The organism is Hyphobacterium sp. (assembly GCF_043584775.1).
Lineage (GTDB): Bacteria > Pseudomonadota > Alphaproteobacteria > Caulobacterales > Maricaulaceae > Hyphobacterium.
Window position 1 is genome coordinate 570,561 of record NZ_CP121327.1, and the last position, 18,284, is coordinate 588,844.

At 61.7% G+C, this 18,284-nt stretch carries 13 protein-coding genes and 1 pseudogene; 5 read left to right on the top strand and 9 right to left on the bottom strand.

What is annotated here, in order from left to right:
* Positions 1–18: 18 nt before the first annotated feature.
* Entirely contained in the window at positions 19–1,476 is a 1,458-nt protein-coding gene (locus tag P0D52_RS02695) for a TrkH family potassium uptake protein (RefSeq protein ID WP_394693903.1), read from the top strand.
* On the opposite strand, the gene P0D52_RS02700 is transcribed toward P0D52_RS02695, so the two are convergent.
* From P0D52_RS02700 to P0D52_RS02710, 3 genes are read right to left on the bottom strand one after another with little or no spacing between them, the layout of a single operon-like run.
* Entirely contained in the window at positions 1,471–2,370 is a 900-nt protein-coding gene (locus P0D52_RS02700) for an Hsp33 family molecular chaperone (RefSeq protein WP_394693904.1), read from the bottom strand. The two genes, P0D52_RS02695 and P0D52_RS02700, sit on opposite strands and share 6 nt — an antisense overlap.
* Positions 2,371–2,375: 5 nt before the next feature.
* A complete protein-coding gene (locus P0D52_RS02705; RefSeq protein ID WP_394693905.1) occupies positions 2,376–3,557 on the bottom strand; it encodes an aspartate aminotransferase family protein in 1,182 nt (393 codons plus the stop codon).
* Between the two features lie 57 nt (positions 3,558–3,614).
* Entirely contained in the window at positions 3,615–4,430 is an 816-nt protein-coding gene (locus P0D52_RS02710) for an ABC transporter permease (RefSeq protein ID WP_394693906.1), read from the bottom strand.
* A gap of 211 nt (positions 4,431–4,641) precedes the next feature.
* Between P0D52_RS02710 and P0D52_RS02715 the strand changes: the two genes are divergently transcribed.
* The gene (locus tag P0D52_RS02715) at positions 4,642–5,157 is read left to right on the top strand and encodes a GcrA family cell cycle regulator (protein ID WP_394693907.1); all 516 of its coding nucleotides are present in this window, start codon (positions 4,642–4,644) and stop codon (positions 5,155–5,157) included.
* 3 nt (positions 5,158–5,160) lie between these two features.
* On the opposite strand, the gene phoB is transcribed toward P0D52_RS02715, so the two are convergent.
* The 6 genes and pseudogenes from phoB to P0D52_RS02745 all read right to left on the bottom strand — a co-directional run bounded on the left by phoB (position 5,161) and on the right by P0D52_RS02745 (position 12,015).
* On the bottom strand, positions 5,161–5,850 hold the full coding sequence (gene phoB / locus P0D52_RS02720; protein ID WP_394693908.1) for a phosphate regulon transcriptional regulator PhoB: 690 nt from the start codon (positions 5,848–5,850) through the stop codon (positions 5,161–5,163).
* A 14-nt stretch (positions 5,851–5,864) separates the two neighbouring features.
* Positions 5,865–6,566, bottom strand: a complete 702-nt coding sequence (gene phoU, locus P0D52_RS02725) for a phosphate signaling complex protein PhoU (RefSeq protein ID WP_394693909.1) — start codon at positions 6,564–6,566, stop codon at positions 5,865–5,867.
* A gap of 20 nt (positions 6,567–6,586) precedes the next feature.
* A pseudogene (locus tag P0D52_RS02730) lies at positions 6,587–7,136 on the bottom strand (phosphate ABC transporter ATP-binding protein).
* On the bottom strand, positions 7,130–8,866 hold the full coding sequence (pstA, locus tag P0D52_RS02735) for a phosphate ABC transporter permease PstA (RefSeq protein ID WP_394693910.1): 1,737 nt from the start codon (positions 8,864–8,866) through the stop codon (positions 7,130–7,132). The pseudogene P0D52_RS02730 and the gene pstA overlap by 7 nt, the downstream one beginning before the upstream one ends.
* The gene (gene pstC / locus P0D52_RS02740) at positions 8,859–10,484 is read right to left on the bottom strand and encodes a phosphate ABC transporter permease subunit PstC (RefSeq protein WP_394693911.1); all 1,626 of its coding nucleotides are present in this window, start codon (positions 10,482–10,484) and stop codon (positions 8,859–8,861) included. The genes pstA and pstC overlap by 8 nt, the downstream gene beginning before the upstream one ends.
* 142 nt (positions 10,485–10,626) lie before the next feature.
* A complete protein-coding gene (locus tag P0D52_RS02745) occupies positions 10,627–12,015 on the bottom strand; it encodes an ATP-binding protein (RefSeq protein ID WP_394693912.1) in 1,389 nt (462 codons plus the stop codon).
* Between the two features lie 245 nt (positions 12,016–12,260).
* Between P0D52_RS02745 and P0D52_RS02750 the strand changes: the two genes are divergently transcribed.
* From P0D52_RS02750 to P0D52_RS02760, 3 genes are read left to right on the top strand one after another with little or no spacing between them, the layout of a single operon-like run.
* Entirely contained in the window at positions 12,261–13,649 is a 1,389-nt protein-coding gene (locus P0D52_RS02750) for an efflux transporter outer membrane subunit (RefSeq protein WP_394693913.1), read from the top strand.
* A gap of 9 nt (positions 13,650–13,658) precedes the next feature.
* Entirely contained in the window at positions 13,659–14,951 is a 1,293-nt protein-coding gene (locus tag P0D52_RS02755; RefSeq protein ID WP_394693914.1) for an efflux RND transporter periplasmic adaptor subunit, read from the top strand.
* 33 nt (positions 14,952–14,984) lie between these two features.
* Positions 14,985–18,194 carry an efflux RND transporter permease subunit gene (locus tag P0D52_RS02760; protein ID WP_394693915.1) on the top strand — a complete coding sequence of 1,070 codons (3,210 nt, stop codon included), beginning with the start codon at positions 14,985–14,987 and terminating at the stop codon, positions 18,192–18,194.
* Positions 18,195–18,284: the final 90 nt, after the last annotated feature.

Below are 18,284 nucleotides of genomic sequence, written 5' to 3' on the forward strand. Positions count from 1 at the left end.
TCGGCTAGACGATATCTGATGAGCGCATCGGTCCGATCCGTCCTGTTTGTGCTGGGCATCATGGTGGCCAGTATATCGGCGGCCATGCTGATTCCGGCTTTCATGGATATGAATGCCGGCGCGATGGACAGCGCCTCGGCCTTTTTCTGGTCGTCTGCCGTTGGTGGCTTCCTGGGCATGGCCGTGGCGCTGGGCGTTCGCACGGAGGACCGCAATCTGACGACGCGCTCGGCCTTTCTGGTGACGGCGGGGTCTTGGCTGGTGCTGGCGATTTTTGCGGCCTTGCCGATGCGGTTCGGCGGACATGAGCTGAGCTGGACGGATGCGCTGTTCGAGGCGATCTCCGGGCTGACCACGACGGGCGCGACGGTTGTGACGGGGCTGGATGCGCGCCCGCCCGGCTTCCTGATGTGGCGGGCCATTCTGCAATGGATTGGCGGGATCGGTATTATCGTCACGGCGATGGCGATCTGGCCGCTGCTGGGCGTGGGCGGGATGCAGCTTTTCCGCCTGGAATCCTCGGATTCCTCGTCGGAAAAGGTTTTGCCGCGCGCCGCCCAGATTGCGACCGCGATATCGCTGATCTATCTGGCGCTGACGCTCATCTGCGCCATGGCCTATGCCGCCACCGGCATGAACGGATTTGATGCCATGGCCCATGCCATGACGACGGTGGCCACCGGCGGATATTCCACCCGCGATGCGTCCATGGGCGCCTTTACCGAGGGCGGCGCGGATTATGTCGCCATGGTCTTCATGCTGATGGCGGCCCTGCCATTCGCGGCCTATCTGATGCTGGTGCGGGGACACCCGGCGGCCTTGTGGCGCGACCCTCAGGTCCAGGGCTTTTTCACGCTTGTCATTGCCGCCATTGTGGCAATGTCGATCTTCGTTATTGCCGCCGACGTCTATGCGCCGGAAGCGGGGATACGCACAGCCGCCTTCAACACGATTTCGGTGATCACCGGCACCGGTTATGCGACAGCCGATTTCGGGGTCTGGGGCGCGCCGGCAACGGCGGCCTTCTTCGTCCTGATGTTTGCCGGGGGGTGTGCCGGATCGACGACGTGTTCGGTCAAGATTTTCCGCTATCAGATCGCGATATTGGCGATCCGACAGCACGTGGTCTCGCTGGCGCATCCGCGTGCCATCACGCCGCTGCGCTATGGCGGGCGGCCGGTTTCGCCGGAAACCGTCTATTCCGTGCTGGGATTTCTGTTCGCCTTTATCGCCATTTTCACGCTGTCAGCGGCGATTCTGGGAGCAATCGGGCTGGATACGACCACAGCATTGTCAGGGGCGGCGGCGACGCTGGCGAATGTCGGTCCGGGCCTCGGCGAAATCATCGGCCCGGCCGGAACCTTCCAGCCCTTGCCGGATGCGGCCAAATGGGTGATGTCGGCCAATATGCTGATCGGGCGGCTGGAAGTCCTGACCGTGTTGATCCTGTTCACGCCGCGCTTCTGGCAGTCATGAGGCCTTGGCGGCGTCGACATCGTCCGGCGTGAATTCAAACAGCTGGTTGCAGTATTCGCAGGTCATGCCGATCTTGCCGTCCTTTTCCATCTCCGCCTGCTCGTCTTCGGAAAATCGGGCGAGGATTTCCACCAGCCGGTCCCGATTGCACGGGCAGTGCTTGGTCAGCGACCGGGGTTCAAACAGGCGGGCCCCATCTTCATGGAAGAGACGATAGATCAGCGTGGCCGCTGAAATATCCGGATCGATCAATTCATCATCTGCAATGGTTTCAAACAGGGCCCGGCAATGGTCCCAGTCGGCAGAGGCATCGCCGCGCGCATCGTCTGCGGCAATCTGCTGGAGGATGGCCCCGCCACCGCGCCATTTGGACTTGCCGCCGGTCTGGACGTTTTCCCCCACGGCCAGCTTGATGCGGGTGGGGGTTTGTTCGGATTGCTCGAAATAGCGCTCGGCGCAATGGCTCAGCCGGTCGCCTTCCAGCGCCACCACGCCCTGATAGCGCTCCATGTCGTCGCCCGGATCTATCGTCATCGCAAACGATCCGGTGCCGAGCAATTGGGCGACGCCGGCCTCATCGCTGACCGGCTCGCCGGAATACTGGGCGAAGCCGCGCACGGCTCCGCCGGAATTCCATTCCGCGACGACGAAATTCACCGGTCCATTGCCATTGGCCTGAACGATGAGACGCCCGTCGAATTTGAGCGAGTCGCCAACAAGGGCGGCCAGCAATACCGCTTCGCCGACCAGTCTTTTCACCGCCGGGGGATGATCATGGGAAGAGACGATATCCTCCAGCGCCGCGCCCATGCGGACGATCCGGCCACGCGCCGCGTGACCGTCGACCTGAAAGGCGGCGACCAGATCGTCTGCTTCACCCAGTGGATCCGACATGAGGCCTAGTTTGAAACCTCGCTCAGCGTGTCATCAAGAATACCGATGGCCTCGCTGGCATCGGCTTCATCGATCACCAGTGGCGGGGCCATGCGCGCGACATTGTCGCCCGCAGCACCGATCAACAGGCCGCGATCGCGGACCATGCCAGCGAACTGTTTGGCGACGACGCCATCGACGAGCTTCAGCCCCATCAGCAAGCCCTTGCCGCGCACTTCGGTGACGACGCCGGAATGACGATCGGCGAGGCCGGTCAGCTGTTGCTGCATGAAATTGGCGACCTTGTTGACATTGTCGAGGAAGCCCGGCGCGGTCAGTTCGTCAAAGACGACATTGCCGACGGCCATGGCCAGCGGATTGCCGCCGAATGTCGATCCGTGCGTGCCGACAACCATGCCCTTTCCGACCTCTTCGGTGGTCAGGCAGGCGCCCATCGGGAAGCCGCCACCCACACCCTTGGCCACGGCCATGATGTCGGGACGGGCTTCACCCGCCCATTCATGGGCAAACAGCTTGCCGGTCCGGCCGGCGCCGCACTGCACTTCATCATAAATGAGCAGCAGGCCGTGTTCGTCACAGAGCTCACGCAAGCCGCGCAGGCAGACATCGGGAATGGCGCGCACGCCGCCTTCGCCCTGCACCGGCTCGACCAGAATGGCGGCGGTTTCTTCGGTCACCGCAGCCTTCAGCGCCTCATGGTCCCCGAACTCGACCTGGTCAAAGCCTTCCATCCGGGGGCCGAAGCCTTCCAGATAGGCGGGATTGCCGCCGGCATTGATGGCGCCATAGGTGCGCCCGTGGAAGGCGCCGGTGAAGGTGATGATGCGATAGCGGTGCGGCTCGCCCTTGTCGTAGAAATAGCGGCGCGCCGTCTTCAGCGCGCATTCGACAGCTTCGGCCCCTGAATTGGTGAAGAAGACGCGGTCGGCGAAGGTCGCGTCCGTGTATTTTTTCGCCAGCTCGATCTGGCCCGGCACTTTGAACATGTTGGACAAATGCCAGAGCTTGTCGGCCTGCTCTTTCAGAGCGGCGACGGCCTTGGGGTGGTGGTGACCCAAAGCGTTGACCGCAATGCCGGAAATGAAGTCGAGATAGGATTTTCCTTCAGCCGTATAGAGGCGGACGCCTTCGCCGCGCTCGAAGACAAGATCCGGCGGCGCATAGGTGTCCATAAGCGGTGCAGGCATGAAGTGATCTCCCTTGAATGTGTGGTGTTATTCCAGAAGCCGTCTAGGCCTGTCTCGCTAACTCTTCAAGCGCCAGCCGGAGCGCAATACCAGATATGAGGCGATCATCAGGATGGCATTCAGCGCCAGAATGGTCAGCACGCCAGCCAGAATGCTGCCGTCGGCATGACCAGTGAAGCCATAGCGGAAGCCATCGATCATGTAGAAGAAGGGGTTGATATGGCTGAGCGTATAGAAGGGCTCGGGCAGGACCTCGATGGAATAGAAGGTGCCGGAAAGGAAGGTCAGCGGCGTGATGATGAAATTGGTGATTACGGCAATGTGGTCAAATTTCTCTGCCCAGACACCGCCAATCAGCCCAACCATGCCTAGGAGGGATGCACCGGTAATCGCGTAGAAGACAATCGCCCAGATGTGCGCCGGTGTCAGATCGACGAAGAAAGCCATGACGATGCCGGTCGCGGCCGCCACGACCACGCCGCGCGTAATCGCTCCGGCGATGAAGGCAATCATCAACTCCAGCGCGGACAGGGGCGGCATCAGGAAATCCACCGAATTGCCCTGTACTTTGGCCACGAGGATGGAGGATGAGGAATTGGCAAAGGCGTTCTGCAACAGGCCCATCAGGATGAGGCCGGGGGCCAGAAAATCGGCAAACGGCACGCCGGCAATATCGCCGCGGCGTTCACCGAAGGCGAGATTGATCACCGCGAAGAAGAGCAGGGTGGTCACGACCGGGGCGAAAACCGTCTGGAACATCACTTTCCAGAAGCGCCTTACTTCCTTGAGGTATAGCGTCCACAGGCCAAGCGTGTTGAGCGCCCCGAAGCGGCGCGGTACAGGGGCGGGGCGGGTGCTGTGAGTCTCTGTCATAGCCAGCCACCTAGCACGCGCAGGCCTATCCGGCGAGCCGGATGATGGCGGTCAACTGCATCCGAATCAGCTTTCCACAGGCGAATCAGCAAGCGCATCTTGTGGTGAGAAGCGTTCTGGATACTGTATCTCGGACAAGACACAACATATTGCGGATGACGGAGGCGGGGCTACCGCCCATAGTATCACCGTAAAGCTGGTGGAGCGAAACATGGCCTGGACTGACGATCGCGTTGAAGAATTGAAGAAGCTGTGGGCTGAAGGCCTTTCCGCTAGCCAGATCGCCAAGAAGATTGGCGGCGTGACCCGCAATGCCGTGATCGGCAAGGTGCATCGTCTCGGCCTGTCCGGCCGCGCCGCACCGTCGCGCCCGTCCAGCCGTCCGGCGCGGACTCCGAAGCCGCGCGTCGTCGCACCGGTGAAAGCAAAAGCGCCGGCGCCGCGCAAAGTCATGGAGCCGGCGATTGAAGCGCCTGCGCCCGAACGTCTGCCGAATGGTGAATTCGCCACCGTGCTGACGCTGAAGGATTCGATGTGCAAATGGCCCATCGGTGATCCGGCCAGTGGCGATTTCCGTTTTTGCGGCCACCGCACGAAAGCGGGCGATGCCTATTGCGAGGCCCATGCCCAGATCGCCTACCAGCCGCAACAGAAGCGCAAGCGGAAAGTCTCCGACGCGCAAGCCGCGCTCGATGCACTGCAGGCTACGCGCCGCGTGAATTTCTAGGGCCTATTTCGCATCCAGTGAGTAGCCGGCCGAGCGCACCGTGCGGATGGGGTCGGTCTGGCTGCCGCTGGCGGTGAGGGCTTTTCTCAGACGTCCGATATGCACGTCCACGGTCCGGACCTCGACATAGACGTCCGAGCCCCAGACGGCATCCAGCAATTGTTCGCGCGAGAAAACGCGGCCGGGGTGCTGGATGAGATAGTCCAGCAGCCGGAATTCGGTCGGGCCGAGATGGATTTCCTGATCGCCGCGGCGCACACGATGGGCGACCCGGTCAATCGTGATGTCGCCATGAGTGACCTTGTCGTCGGCCAGGCCGGGACGGATGCGGCGCATGACGGCGCGGATGCGGGCGAAGAGTTCGGTCATCGAGAAGGGTTTGACGACATAATCGTCGGCGCCGGTGTCCAGACCGCGAATACGGTCGGCTTCCTCGCCGCGCGCGGTCAGCATGATGATCGGGACATTGCGGGTTTCCGGGCGATTGCGCAGGCGTCGGCAGACCTCGATGCCGGAGAGTTTCGGCAGCATCCAGTCGACCAGAACCAGGTCCGGCGTCGCCTCGTCAGCCAGTATCAGCGCCTCTTCGCCATCTGCGGCAACGGATACCTGATATCCCTCTTTTTCCAGATTGTACTGGAGCAGGGTGGAGAGAGCATCTTCGTCTTCAACGACCAGAATATGCGGGTCCATTTTGATCTCCGGGCTCAGGCCGCGTCGTTGGAATCGCGGCGGATATCCCGGCGCAGCTCGGCGCCGGTCACGAGGTAGTGGATCATTTCGGCGATATTGGTGGTGTGATCGCCAATACGTTCGAGATTCTTGGCCACGAACAGCAAATGGGCGCTGGCCGTGATGGTGCGCGGGTCCTCGATCATGAAGGAGAGAAGCTCGCGGAACAGGCTGTTATAATGCTCGTCGACTTCTTCATCGGCGCGGCAGACGGCGACGGCCTCCTCTGCGGAGCCGGCGGAAAACGCATCCAGCACACGGTGCAGATTGCTGACGACCATCTTGCCCATGCGTTCGACGCTGCGGGTCAGATCCAGCGGCTCCGACTTGTTCAGCTCGTGGGTTCGCCGGGCGATATTCTTGGCGAGATCGCCAATGCGTTCCAGATCGCCGGAAATCCGGTAGGCGGCGATGGTGGCGCGCAGATCCGAGGCCATGGGCTGACGCAGGGCCAGCATGCGGATAACGCGCTTTTCGGTCGCGGTTTCCAGCTCATCGACCCGGTGATCGCCCTCGACCACCTGTTTGGCCAGCTCCGGATCGCGGCGCATGACCGCTGAAATGCAATCCGTCACCTGGCTTTCGCACAGTCCACCCATGCGCGCGATTTCGTCGGACAGCGCATTGAGTTCGTCGGAGTAGGCGCGAACCGTGTGGGAGGGGAGTTGGTTGTTCATGGCTTTGCTCTTTCAGCGGCCTAGCCGAAGCGTCCGGTGATGTAGTCCTGTGTCCGGGGCTCGTGTGGATTGGTGAAAATCTCTTCCGTGGGGCCGTATTCGACCAGGTCTCCCATGTGGAAGAAGGCGGTCATCTGCGAAACGCGCGCGGCCTGCGCCATGGAGTGGGTGACGATGACAATGCAGTAATTCTCGCGCAGCTCGTCGATCAATTCCTCGATCTTGGCGGTGGCGATCGGATCGAGCGCGGAACAGGGCTCATCCATCAGGATGACTTCCGGACTGACCGCGATGGCGCGGGCAATGACGAGGCGCTGCTGCTGTCCGCCGGACAGGCCGGTGCCGGGCTGATCCAGCCGGTCGGCGACCTCGTCCGGACTTGCCACAGCCGGACGGGCCGATAAAGGCGGTCACGGAGCGATCGGCTATCTCCATGGAGACATCATGAATGGCCTGTTTGGGGCCATAGAAGACGTTCACGCCATCAAGGGTGATCTTGCCCTTAATGTCCTTTGCTGCGTCGTGATAAACCGTTGAGGTCCGGCTACCGGAATCCGCCATACCTACCATCTCCGCTCGAACCGGCGGCGCAGCAGGACCGCGACCGCATTAAACACAATCATCAGGGCCAGCAGCACCAGAATGGCGGCGGCCGTACGGGGTTCGAAAGCGCGCTCGGCGCCGTCGGACCACAGGAAAATCTGGACCGGCATGACCGTGGCCGGTTCGGTCAGCCCGCCGACAGACAGGCTGGGCGCGTCAGCGACGAAGGCCACCATGCCGATCATCAGAAGCGGCGCAGTCTCGCCCATGGCCTGAGCCAGGCCAATGATCGATCCGGTCAGAATGCCCGGCGCAGCCAGTGGCAGCACGTGGTGTACCACGGTTTGCAGGCGCGAGGCGCCAACGCCCAGCGCGGCTTCGCGGATGGAGGGCGGCACGGCTTTCAGCGCGGCGCGCGAGGAAATGATCACGGTCGGCAAGGTCATCAGGGCGAGCACCATACCGCCGACCAGCGGCGCTGATCGTGGCAGGCCGAACAGGCTGATGAACACCGCCAGTCCCAGAAGGCCGAAGACGATGGACGGAACAGCGGCAAGGTTGTTGATATTCACCTCGATGAAGCCGGTGATCCGGTTCTTCGGGGCGAATTCTTCCAGATATACCGCCGTGGCGACACCGATGGGGACGGCCAGCAGCATGGTCACCAGCATGGTGAGGCCGGAGCCGATAACGGCGCCCAGCACGCCGGCCAGTTCCGGCTCGCGGCTGTCGGCATTGGTGAAGAGATAGGAATTGAAGCCCTGCTCCACCCGGCCACGGGCCAGCAGGGTTTCTGCCCAGGCGATCTGTGCGTCGGTGATGCGGCGTTCGGCCTGCGGTACGTCCAGCGTCCAGATGGTCCAGTCACTCCCGGCCTCTGTGCTATCCAGCGCGACGAGGACACGGCCTTCGGCGGTGCGCCCGCCATCACTGATCCGGTCGATATGAACGATCCCGCCATTCATGCGCACCAGACGGCTCGGCAATTCCGGCGACATGTTGATACCATCACCGCCGGGGGCGGCGAGCTCGCGCAGGCTGGCGGCACGGGTGCGGGCCTGTTCCGCCTCGCGGGTCAGGCTTTCAGCGGCTTCATCACCGGCCGAGTTCGCGGCGCGGGCGTCATAGCGCCGGGCCCGATCTTCCAGTTCGTCGGCTTCGGTTGCCAGACGTGCCCGGATATCCGAAACAATCGGCGAAAACACATTGGCATTGGCGAAAATGCTGACATTGCCGGTCGTGCCCGAGGGGGTCGCGACGAGACCGGGCGCGGCTTCGCTGGATGTTGTCGTCAGCCCCTGAAGATAAAGGTCGGCATCGTCGGAAATCGGAAAGGTGAAGTCGATGGTCTGACCGACGAGATCCGGGTGGTCCAGCACATAATTCTGAAGCCGGGCCGAATTGAGCGGCGTATAGAGGCCGAAGAGTTCGCGCAACTCGGCGCGGTCTTCGATATGGGGGAATTCGGCGCGAAGCGCTTCCTGCAACAGGCTGTTATAGGATCCCCGGCGCAACGAGGCTTCGCTGCGATCGCCGGATGGGTCGACGCGCGAGGCTTCAAGCGTCACTGGCAGCGTCAGTTCGTGGACGCGGAAGGCCGGTATCGACTGGCTGGCGATGGAGCCGATCAGCAGGAAGAGCACAGCAATGGCTGCCATGATGGCCAGAATGCCGAACATGCGGAAGCGGCCTTCGGCGCGATAGCGCTTGGCGAGGCGGGCCTGAACAGCGGCCTGAATATCCGTGCGATCAATCATATTTTTCCTGATATCTCTGCACGACGCGCAGCGCGATCACGTTCAGCGCCAGCGTGAAGATGAAAAGTACAAGGCCGAGGGCGAAGGCGGACAGCGTCTTGGCACTGTCGAATTCCTGGTCGCCGGTCAGCAACATGACGATTTGCACGGTAATCGTGGTGACGGATTCCAGCGGGTTGGCCGTCAGATTGGCCCCCTGACCGGCTGCCATGACGACGATCATGGTTTCGCCGACGGCGCGGCTGATCGCCAGCAGGAAGGCCCCGACAATGCCGGGCAAGGCGGCAGGCAGGATGACCTGCTTGACGGTTTCCGACTTGGTGGCGCCCATGGCATAGGCACCGTCGCGCAGGGTTTGCGGGACGGAGTTGATCACATCATCTGACAGGGATGACACGAAGGGGATGATCATCACGCCCATGACCAGACCGGCGGACAGGGCCGACTGGGTAACGGCGCTCTCAAAGCCCACGAATTGCGCCGCGGCGCGAATGGCCGGGCCGACCGTCAGAAGCGCAAAAAAGCCGTACACCACGGTTGGAATACCGGCGAGAATTTCCATGACCGGCTTGACGATGTTGCGGGTGCGCTTTCCGGCATATTCGGAGAGGTAGATGGCGGCAAACAGGCCAATTGGCCCGGCCACCAGAATGGCAATGACGGTAATCATGAAGGTGCCGGCAAAGAGCGGCACGGCCCCGAAGGCGCCCGATTGTCCGACCTGCTCGGCCCGGATGGCGATTTGCGGGCTCCATTGGGTGCCGAACAGGAATTCACCCAGCCGCCAGTTGATGGCCTCAAAGAAGCGAAGCGATTCAAACAGGAGCGAGGCGACGATGCCGATCGTGGTCAGGATGGCGATGCCGGAACACAGCATCAAAAAGCCCATGAAGGCGCTTTCGACGCGGTTGCGGGCACGGAAGCCGGCTTTAACTCTCGATCGCGACCAGGCCAGTCCGGCCAGTGCCAGAATAATCGCCAGAACGGCCCCGCCATATCGAATCGCCTGATCGACCGGGCGGAATGCTGAAGCGGTGGCCTCAATGGCCGGCGTGATTTCGCTGGGTTGGCTGTTGAAGGCGAGCGCCCGCGCATCGCTGATGAAAAGGCCCCGGCGCTCGGGCGGCAAGGTGGCATACTCGAACCCGGCAAGCGCCAGAGGCGATGCGCTGTTCTGCCGAGCGGTTGCCGTGATCTCGGCAGCAATCTCGGTGCGGCGGCTTTGGATCGTGGCACGGGCATCGGTCGCGGCGTTGACGGTCTCCGATGCCTCGAGTGTGCGCTGAGCCGATACGATCTGCGAATCGTCTTCCTGACGGGTTTCAAAGTCCTGAATGAGCGGTGCCGCGGCCTGGTTGAGGCGCGATTCCACGACGGTTTCGGTCAGGGCGGGGCCGAACATGGCGAGCGCCGCCATGAGCAGAAGCGCGGGCATTCCGGTCCACAAGGCGACGAAATAGCCATGGTAATTCGGCAATGAATGCAGGCTGATGGCTTCGCGTCCGGCGGACCGCAAGGCGCGCGTCCGGCCGACATAGAATGCTGCCGAGATGAGCACGAGCATCATCAACAGGATGAGGGCGTTGATCGGCATGTAAGTCCCGTCGGTTTCCGTCATGCGGCGCTGGCCGCCAAAGTTGCGCTTCCGCGACCCCTAGCAGCCGGTTCACGGCGCGCTTATGTCATTTTCATAACAGTTTGATGACGCCGCCCGAGGCCCCGCCGGAAACAGGGTTTTTGTCTGCAGTTGTGGCCGACTGTCAGCCGACGGAAGACGTGACGTCGACGACCTGCCGAGGGATGCTCACCGAAAAGACGCTGCCTTCGCCCGGCAGGCTTTCGACGAAGAATCCGCCGCGATGACGGCTGACAATATGTTTGACGATCGCCAGCCCCAGACCGGTGCCTTCCTTCGGACCGCTTTTCTGACCGTCCACGCGATAAAAGCGCTCCGACAGGCGCGGCAGATGGCGCCGCTCAATGCCCTTGCCGGCATCGCGCACGCGTAACATCGCGAATCGCATTCCCGCCGCCCGGCCCGGTGCAGCAATGGTCAGACGGCCGGCCTCCGGGCCGAGACTGCCAGTTAGGCGATCAATGTCCTCCCGGCCGATATCGGCGTGGATATCGCAGACAATTCGCGAACCGGGTTCGGAATACTTGATCGCATTCTCGATCAGGTTCTGGGCAATTTCGAACAGCTGGTCGCGCTCACCGATGACCGGGGCATTGCGGTCGCCCTCGAAATCAATGCGGATATCTTTCGGTTTCGCCAGCGGACGCACGGAATCGATTGTGTCCTGTGTCATGGCGGCCAGATCGGCCTCGCCGCTGGGCGGTACGTGCTCGTCCATTTCGACGCGGCTCAATGACAACAGATCATTGATCAGGCGCCGCATGCGCTCGGTCTGATCCTGCATGATGGACAGGAATTTGTCCCGCGCCGCGAGATCGTCGCGCGCATGTCCGCGCAGGGTTTCGATGAATCCGGCCAGAGAGGCGAGGGGCGTGCGTAATTCATGGCTGGCATTGGCCAGAAAATCCGCGCGCATGCGCTCGGCGCGTTTGCTGGAGGTTTCATCCGCCAGCACTAGTAGCGCCCGCCAGGGATAGCCGCCCGGCTCTTCGGCTTTCAACGGAATGACGTGGACGCGGACATGGCTTTCGATGGGGGCCAATGTTGAATATTCGACGATCCGCGCCTTGTCGCCCTGCAAGACGGCGCTGACGGCTTCCAGCACTTTGGGCTGGCGAAGCGAGGCCGATAACAGGCCCGATTCATTGCCGAGACCCAGAAATTCATGGGCGGCCGGATTGGCCCGTTCGATACGGCCACCGGGACCGACGAGCAGAACCGGCAAGGGCAGTTGTTCCAGGATTTCACGCGCCGGCGACGCTGCGCCCGCGGCGATGGCTTTGGGGCTGGCGGGGGCGGATTGAACGCGCGGGGCGGATACGGTGGAGACCAGAAGGTAATAGATGAAGGACAAGGCGCCGATTGCGATGGCGGCGGATAGCGCCACCCAAAAAGTCACGGCTCCCGACAGGGCGAGCACGAGCAGGACTGCGAGGGCGATCGCGGTCAGGGTGAACGTGTCGCGCCGCCGAAGACGCCGGCCTTCCTGCTCGGATGGGGAATCCTTGCTCAAAATTCATTCGCCTTCTGCAAAGCCGAGGCTCATAAGGGCCACAATTCCGATGTTAATCAACCGCTTCTGAGACGGGCTGGCGGCGCGCGCAACTTTCGAAATCACCAACTATCATAGTGATATTCGAGAGTATTTTGATGATCATCGCTAAAAAATTACTGTTTTTCGATAAAAGTTTGTTGACTTTCGAAAAGCTGAATCTAGGGTGCATCCAAATTCGCCTCCCCCGGCATCAAGAGTCCAGTATGATCAAACAAAGCCTCCTCCTCTCCGTTACCGCCCTTGCTCTGGCGTCCTGTGCTTCTACAGGTCCGGGTCTGAGCGGTCGCGACGCACTGCCATCCTCGCCCATGATGTGGGCGTCCGGCGGTGATGCCGATACCACCCGGATCGATAACTGGGTGGCGACGTTCAACGATGCCCGGCTGGCCGCTTTGATCGACGAAGCGGTTGTCGAAAATCCCGGAATACTGTCCGCTGAAGCCCGCATCCGGGCGGCACGCGCCAGTGCCCGCGCAGCAAACGCCGGCCGTTTGCCGAGCGTCAATGCCGATCTGGGCGTTACGCAACGCGAAACCGATCCGGGCAGCACGACCAGTTATGGTGCCGGGCTCGGCGTGTCGTGGGAGGCGGACCTCTGGGGCCGTCTGGCCGCTCGCGCACAAGCCGGCGTTCTGGAATATCAGGCGACGGATGCGGATTATGAAGGCGCTCGTCTGTCGGTGGCCGGGCAGGTTGCCCGCGCCTGGTTCCTGCTGATTGAAGCGCGCCTTCAGACCGATCTGGCCGCGCGCGATGTGCAGGCCAAGGAGCGTTCGCTGGCGCTGATTGAACGCCGTTTCGGTGCCGGTGTCTCACGCTCGTCCGATGTGCGGACTTTCCGCTCGGCGCTGGCCTCCAGTCAGGCGGTTCTCGCATCGCGCCAGCGCGCACAGGCCTCCGCCGCTCGCAGCCTGGAAATTCTGCTCGGCCGTTATCCGGCGGGCGCGATCGAGCATGATGCCGATCTGCCTGATTTTGACGGACTGGCCGGCATCGGTGCCCCCGGCGAATTGCTGGTGCGCCGTCCTGATCTGCGGGCTGCCGAAGCCCGGCTTCAATCCGTTGGCCTTCAGGCCGAGATTGCCCGGGATGCGCTTTTGCCCAGCCTGACACTGCGTGGCACTCTGGATACTGGCGGTGCGGATCCGGCGGATATTTTCGACATCGACACCTATGTCGCGACAGCCATCGGCTCGCTGACAGCACCGATCTTCAATGGCGGGGCTCTGCGCGCGGAGCGTGACCGTGCCGAAGCGGCGGCGGAAGCCCAGCTTGCGGCCTATGCGACGACGGTACTGTCGGCCTGGCGAGAGGCGGAAGATGCCATTTATGCCGATGGCATTCTGGCCGCGCGCGTGGAAGCGCTGCGCGATGCCTATGAGCAGGCCGCCGCGGCGGAAGAGCTCGTGATCCGCCAATACGGATCGGGCCTCGCCACTGTTTTTGAACTGCTGGACGCTCAGAGTCGTAGATTTGCCTCAGAAGGCCAGTACATCGCTGCCCGCCGCGAGCGGGCCACCAATCGTGTTGATATTTACCTCGCTATCGGCGGAAGCTTTGACGCTCCCGATCTGCGCGGCGTTGAGGGTTAGGAGACCGTTATGACCAAATCTACAGGCCGTTTGATCTTGTTGCTGCCGCTATTGGTGATAGCAGGATTTATTGCCGTGATCGCGGTAATGATCATGACCGCGCCCCAACCCGAGCGCGCGAGCGCCGAGCCCCGGCCGGTCGCGGTCTTTGCGGCACCGGTTGAGAATACCAATGTGACGTTGACGGTGACCACGCAGGGCGAGGTCCGGCCACTGGTCCAGATCAATCTGGTGCCTCAGGTCTCCGGACGCATCGTTTATGTGAACCCCAACTTCATCGAAGGTGGCTTTTTCGAAGCCGGCGAAACCCTGATCGAGATCGACGATGCCGACTACCGCCTTGCCGTCACCCGCGCTCAGGCGCAAGTGGCTCAGGCCCAACAAACGCTGGTCCGCGAACAGGCCGAAGCCGATCTTGCCGCCCGCGAATGGGAAGAACTGGGCGAAGGCGAAGCCTCCTCGCTGACGCTGCGCGAACCTCAGCTGGCGCAAGCGAGGGCCACTCTGGCCGCCGCCAATGCGCAATTGCAGGAGGCCCGCTTGGGTCTGGAACGCACGCGGATTTCGGCACCGTTTGATGGCCGCGTTCGCGTCAAGAGTGTTGATGTCGGCCAGTTCGTGTCACCCGGCACGCCTCTGGGCGAAGTGTTCGGCACCGAGGCTGTTCAGATCCGCTTGCCGCTGACGGACAATGAATTGTCCATGCTGAATATTCCGGTCGCCTTCCAGGCCACCGAGGCCAATCCGGGTCCCAGTGTGCGGGTTTCGGCAGTTCTGGCGGGCCAGTCTCGCGAATGGGAGGCCCAGCTGGTCCGGACCGACAGCTCGATCGATACCCAGACGCGCGTGCTTTACGCCATTGCCCAAGTCAACGACCCCTATGGTGCTGCCGCGGAAGCGGGCGGTTCACCTCTGCCCGTCGGCCTCTTTGTGGATGCCGAAGTGCAGGGCCGTGAAGTGGCCGATGCCTATGTCCTGCCGCGGTCTGCCTTGCGCGGATCCGATAGCGTTTATGTCGCCCAGGAGGGCGGCACGCTCGGCATCCGTAACGTGAGTGTGATTACGTCTGATCCGGAACGTCTGGTAATTTCAGGCGGTGTTGAAGCCGACGACATGGTGATTACGAGCCCGATCCGTGCTGCCAGCGATGGCATGCGCATCCGGACTTTCGATCAGGATGGCGAGCTGATCGCCGAGCGGTCTGCAGTGATTGAAACCGATCGCGACGACGATGAAGCCGATGACGACGCTGCTGAAAATGGTGGCGAGGATCAGGCCGCTCAAGTCGCCAGTGCTGACTAGTTCAGCCAACAGAACAAGACCAGGGAGACGGTCATGACAGACCCACAACACGAAACAGAGCATAAGGGCATCCTTGCGTGGTGGGCCAGTAATGGCGTGGCCGCAAACCTGCTGATGCTGGTGGCCATTGTCGGCGGCATCATGGGTCTGTGGACCATGAACCGCGAAGTGTTTCCGACGGCCAGTTTTGCCGGAGCAACCGTGCAGGTGACCTGGCCTGGCGCGTCTCCCCAGGAGATGGAAGAACAGATTGTTGTCCGCATCGAGGAGGCCGTTTCCTCCGTCGATGGCATTGAAAACATGACCTCGACGGCACGCGAAGGGGCGGCTTTCATCAATATCGAAGGGTCGCGATCGGTCGATATGCGCACCTTCATCAATGAAATCGAGCAGCAGGTGAATTCCGTCAACAACCTGCCGCCTTCAGCCTATCGTCCGATTGTCAGCCAATGGCGAAATGAGGACCAGGTCGTCGGCTTTGCCGTGCACGGACATGTGCCGCGCCGCGACTTGCAACGAATTGCGCGCGAAATCCGCGATGAAGTCGCGGCTGATGTGCCCGGTGTGTCTCTGGTTCAGATCTGGGCGACGCTGAATGAGGAAGTGGCGATCGAGGTCAATGAAAGCGATCTTCGCCGCTATAATCTGACCTTTGACGAGGTGGCTCGCGCGCTGCGGAGTTCATCGCTGAATGCCTCGGCCGGACAGGTCCGGACGGACATTGGCGATGTCTCTCTGACCGCGCGCCAATTGGGCGATTCCGCAGAGGATTTCGAAAACATTGTTGTCCGCCAGACGTCGGCCGGCGGTACGATCCGGATCAGCGATATTGCCGATGTCACAGACGGGTTTGTCGATGCCAATCTGGTCGGCACGTATAATGGCGAGCCGATGGCGCTGGTGGTCATTGTCTCCAGCCCTGGAATGGATGTCGTCGACGTTTCCGATGGCGTTCAGGAATTCATCGAACGGCGGTCAGCGACCCTGCCAGAAGGCGTTTCCATGTCGCTCTGGTGGAATAACGCCGAAATGTACGAAGCGCGGGTGGATACTGTGGTCGGTAGTGCAACGTGGGGCATGCTGTTTGTGCTGATCGCACTTGTGCTTTTCCTGCGTCCGATTGTGGCCTTCTGGGTAACGGTGGGAATCGGCGTGGCCTTCCTCGGCGCCTTCCTGTTGCTGCCGATGTGGGGGGTGACGCTGAACATGCTGTCGCTGTTCGCCTTCCTGATCGTGATCGGGATCGTGGTCGATGACGCTATTATTGTCGGAGAAAACATACACAACAGGGTGGAGCGCGGGGAAACCGGGCTGACGGCAGCCGTGCTGGGAACCCAGATGGTGGCCAAGCCGGTGATCTTTGCAGTGATCACCACCATATTGATGTTTGCACCCTGGATGATGCTGTCCGGTCCGGAGGTTCAGTTTACACGCCAGATTTCGCTGGTTGTGATTGCGGCCCTGACCTTCTCTCTGATTGAATCGCTTCTGATCTTGCCGGCGCACTTGTCGCACATGAAGCCGGAAAAGATGGACGGGTTTTTCGGCCCGTTGCTGAAGCTGCAGCGCGCAATCGCCGATACGATGATCTGGTTTGCCCGGCATATTTACCGGCATGCGGTCGTCTTTGCGGTGAAGCGCCGGTATTCGACCCTGCTTTTCTTCACAGGCCTGTTTGCGGTCGCGATTGTCCTGCAATCGACCAACCGCGTCGGCAGCGTTTTCATGCCGGAGATCGAGAACGAGACCATTCAGGCGAGCATTCAGCTGGCGGAAGGTACCCCCTGGCAACGGACCGAAGCGGTACGTCAGCAGCTGGAGCGCGCCGAGGAATTGACGCTGGAGCATTATCGCGAGGTCTATCCCGGCGAAAGCGACATGATCGAGAGTCGCTCCACACTGGCCACGGATGGCCGGGTGCGGGCCTGGATCACGCTGGCCGAACCGGAAGTCCGACCCGGCGGCCTGACGACGCGGGAAGTGGCACAGCAGATTCGCGATTTTCTGGGTCCGATCCCGGATGCGGAAGAGGTACGGCTCGATACCACGCTGAATAATGGCGGTAACGGTCTCCGCTTTGCGATTTCCGGTCAGGATCTTGACGAATTGCGTCTGGCGGCTGACGAGCTGAAAGAGCAACTCCGCTCTTATGACACGCTTTATGACGTGGTCGATAATCTCCAGTCTTCTGCCGAGGAGCTGCAATTCTCCTTGCGGCCGGATGCGCAAGCCCTCGGGATCACGCTGGCGGATGTGACCCGTCAGGTGCGGCAGGCCTTCTATGGCGAGGAAGTGGTCCGCCTGCCCCGCAACGGACAGGATGTGCGCGTCATGCTGCGCTTCCCGGAAGATGCCCGCCGGTCTCTGGATACGCTGCGCGATTTCCGCATCCGCACGGCAGATGGACGCGAAGTGCCGCTGTCGGCTGTGGCTGATGTGGAATTCGCCCCGGGCCTCAACCGTATCAATCGCCGCGACCGCATGCGGACGATTACGGTGGCCGCAGAGCTGACGGATCCGACCGCACGCGGTGAGGTCATGGACAGCATGGATGCGGATTTCTGGCCGGCCTGGTCGGAGCGGCACCCCAATGTCAGCCGTCAGGAATTCGGACAGGCGCAGGGTGAGGCCGAGTTCATGGCCGAACTCATGAATCTCGTAATCCTGGTGCTGGGCGGCATCTACATCCTGCTGGCGATTGCCTTCCGGTCCTACGCCCAGCCGGCGCTGATCATGATTGCAATCCCGTTTGCCTATGCCGGCGCTGTGTTCGGGCACTTGCTGTTCGACATGCCGTTCGCGCTCTTCTCCTTCTTCGGGGTGGGTGCGGCTGCGGGCGTCGTGATCAATGACAATCTGGTGCTGGTCGACTTTGTGAACCGCTTGCGCGCCAATGGCGTCGGGGCCTTCCAGGCGCTCGTCGATGCCGGCGTTCAGCGTTTCCGTCCGATCATCCTGACCTCGGTGACGACCTTCCTCGGTATTCTGCCGATGATGGCGGAGACGTCGACGCAGGCGCAATTCCTGAAGCCGATGGTCGTGTCTCTGGGCTTTGCCGTGGTCTTCGCCCTCTTCCTGACCCTGCTTCTGGTGCCGGCGCTCTATGCGATTGGCGTCGATATCAAGCGCGGTGTGGTCGGCATGTGGACGGGCCAGAAACTGCCGGGAATCGGCTCGACCTATCACGAGACGGAAAGCGGCGCGCCGGAAACCGATGTCGGCACGATCCAGCCGGCCGAGTAAACCGGTTCGGGCTGATTGGTCCGCATTGCGGATTGGTCAGCCCGCCCGGCTTGGCGTATAAGGCGCCATCACAATTCATATTGCCGGTGG

Bases quoted from the DNA above. Each gene is read 5' to 3' on its own strand.
- P0D52_RS02695 (WP_394693903.1), top strand. From the start codon at position 19: ATGAGCGCATCGGTCCGATCCGTCCTGTTTGTGCTGGGCATCATGGTG.
- P0D52_RS02700 (WP_394693904.1), bottom strand. From the start codon at position 2,370: ATGTCGGATCCACTGGGTGAAGCAGACGATCTGGTCGCCGCCTTTCAG.
- P0D52_RS02705 (WP_394693905.1), bottom strand. From the start codon at position 3,557: ATGCCTGCACCGCTTATGGACACCTATGCGCCGCCGGATCTTGTCTTC.
- P0D52_RS02710 (WP_394693906.1), bottom strand. From the start codon at position 4,430: ATGACAGAGACTCACAGCACCCGCCCCGCCCCTGTACCGCGCCGCTTC.
- P0D52_RS02715 (WP_394693907.1), top strand. From the start codon at position 4,642: ATGGCCTGGACTGACGATCGCGTTGAAGAATTGAAGAAGCTGTGGGCT.
- phoB (WP_394693908.1), bottom strand. From the start codon at position 5,850: ATGGACCCGCATATTCTGGTCGTTGAAGACGAAGATGCTCTCTCCACC.
- phoU (WP_394693909.1), bottom strand. From the start codon at position 6,566: ATGAACAACCAACTCCCCTCCCACACGGTTCGCGCCTACTCCGACGAA.
- pstA (WP_394693910.1), bottom strand. From the start codon at position 8,866: ATGATTGATCGCACGGATATTCAGGCCGCTGTTCAGGCCCGCCTCGCC.
- pstC (WP_394693911.1), bottom strand. From the start codon at position 10,484: ATGACGGAAACCGACGGGACTTACATGCCGATCAACGCCCTCATCCTG.
- P0D52_RS02750 (WP_394693913.1), top strand. From the start codon at position 12,261: ATGATCAAACAAAGCCTCCTCCTCTCCGTTACCGCCCTTGCTCTGGCG.
- P0D52_RS02755 (WP_394693914.1), top strand. From the start codon at position 13,659: ATGACCAAATCTACAGGCCGTTTGATCTTGTTGCTGCCGCTATTGGTG.
- P0D52_RS02760 (WP_394693915.1), top strand. From the start codon at position 14,985: ATGACAGACCCACAACACGAAACAGAGCATAAGGGCATCCTTGCGTGG.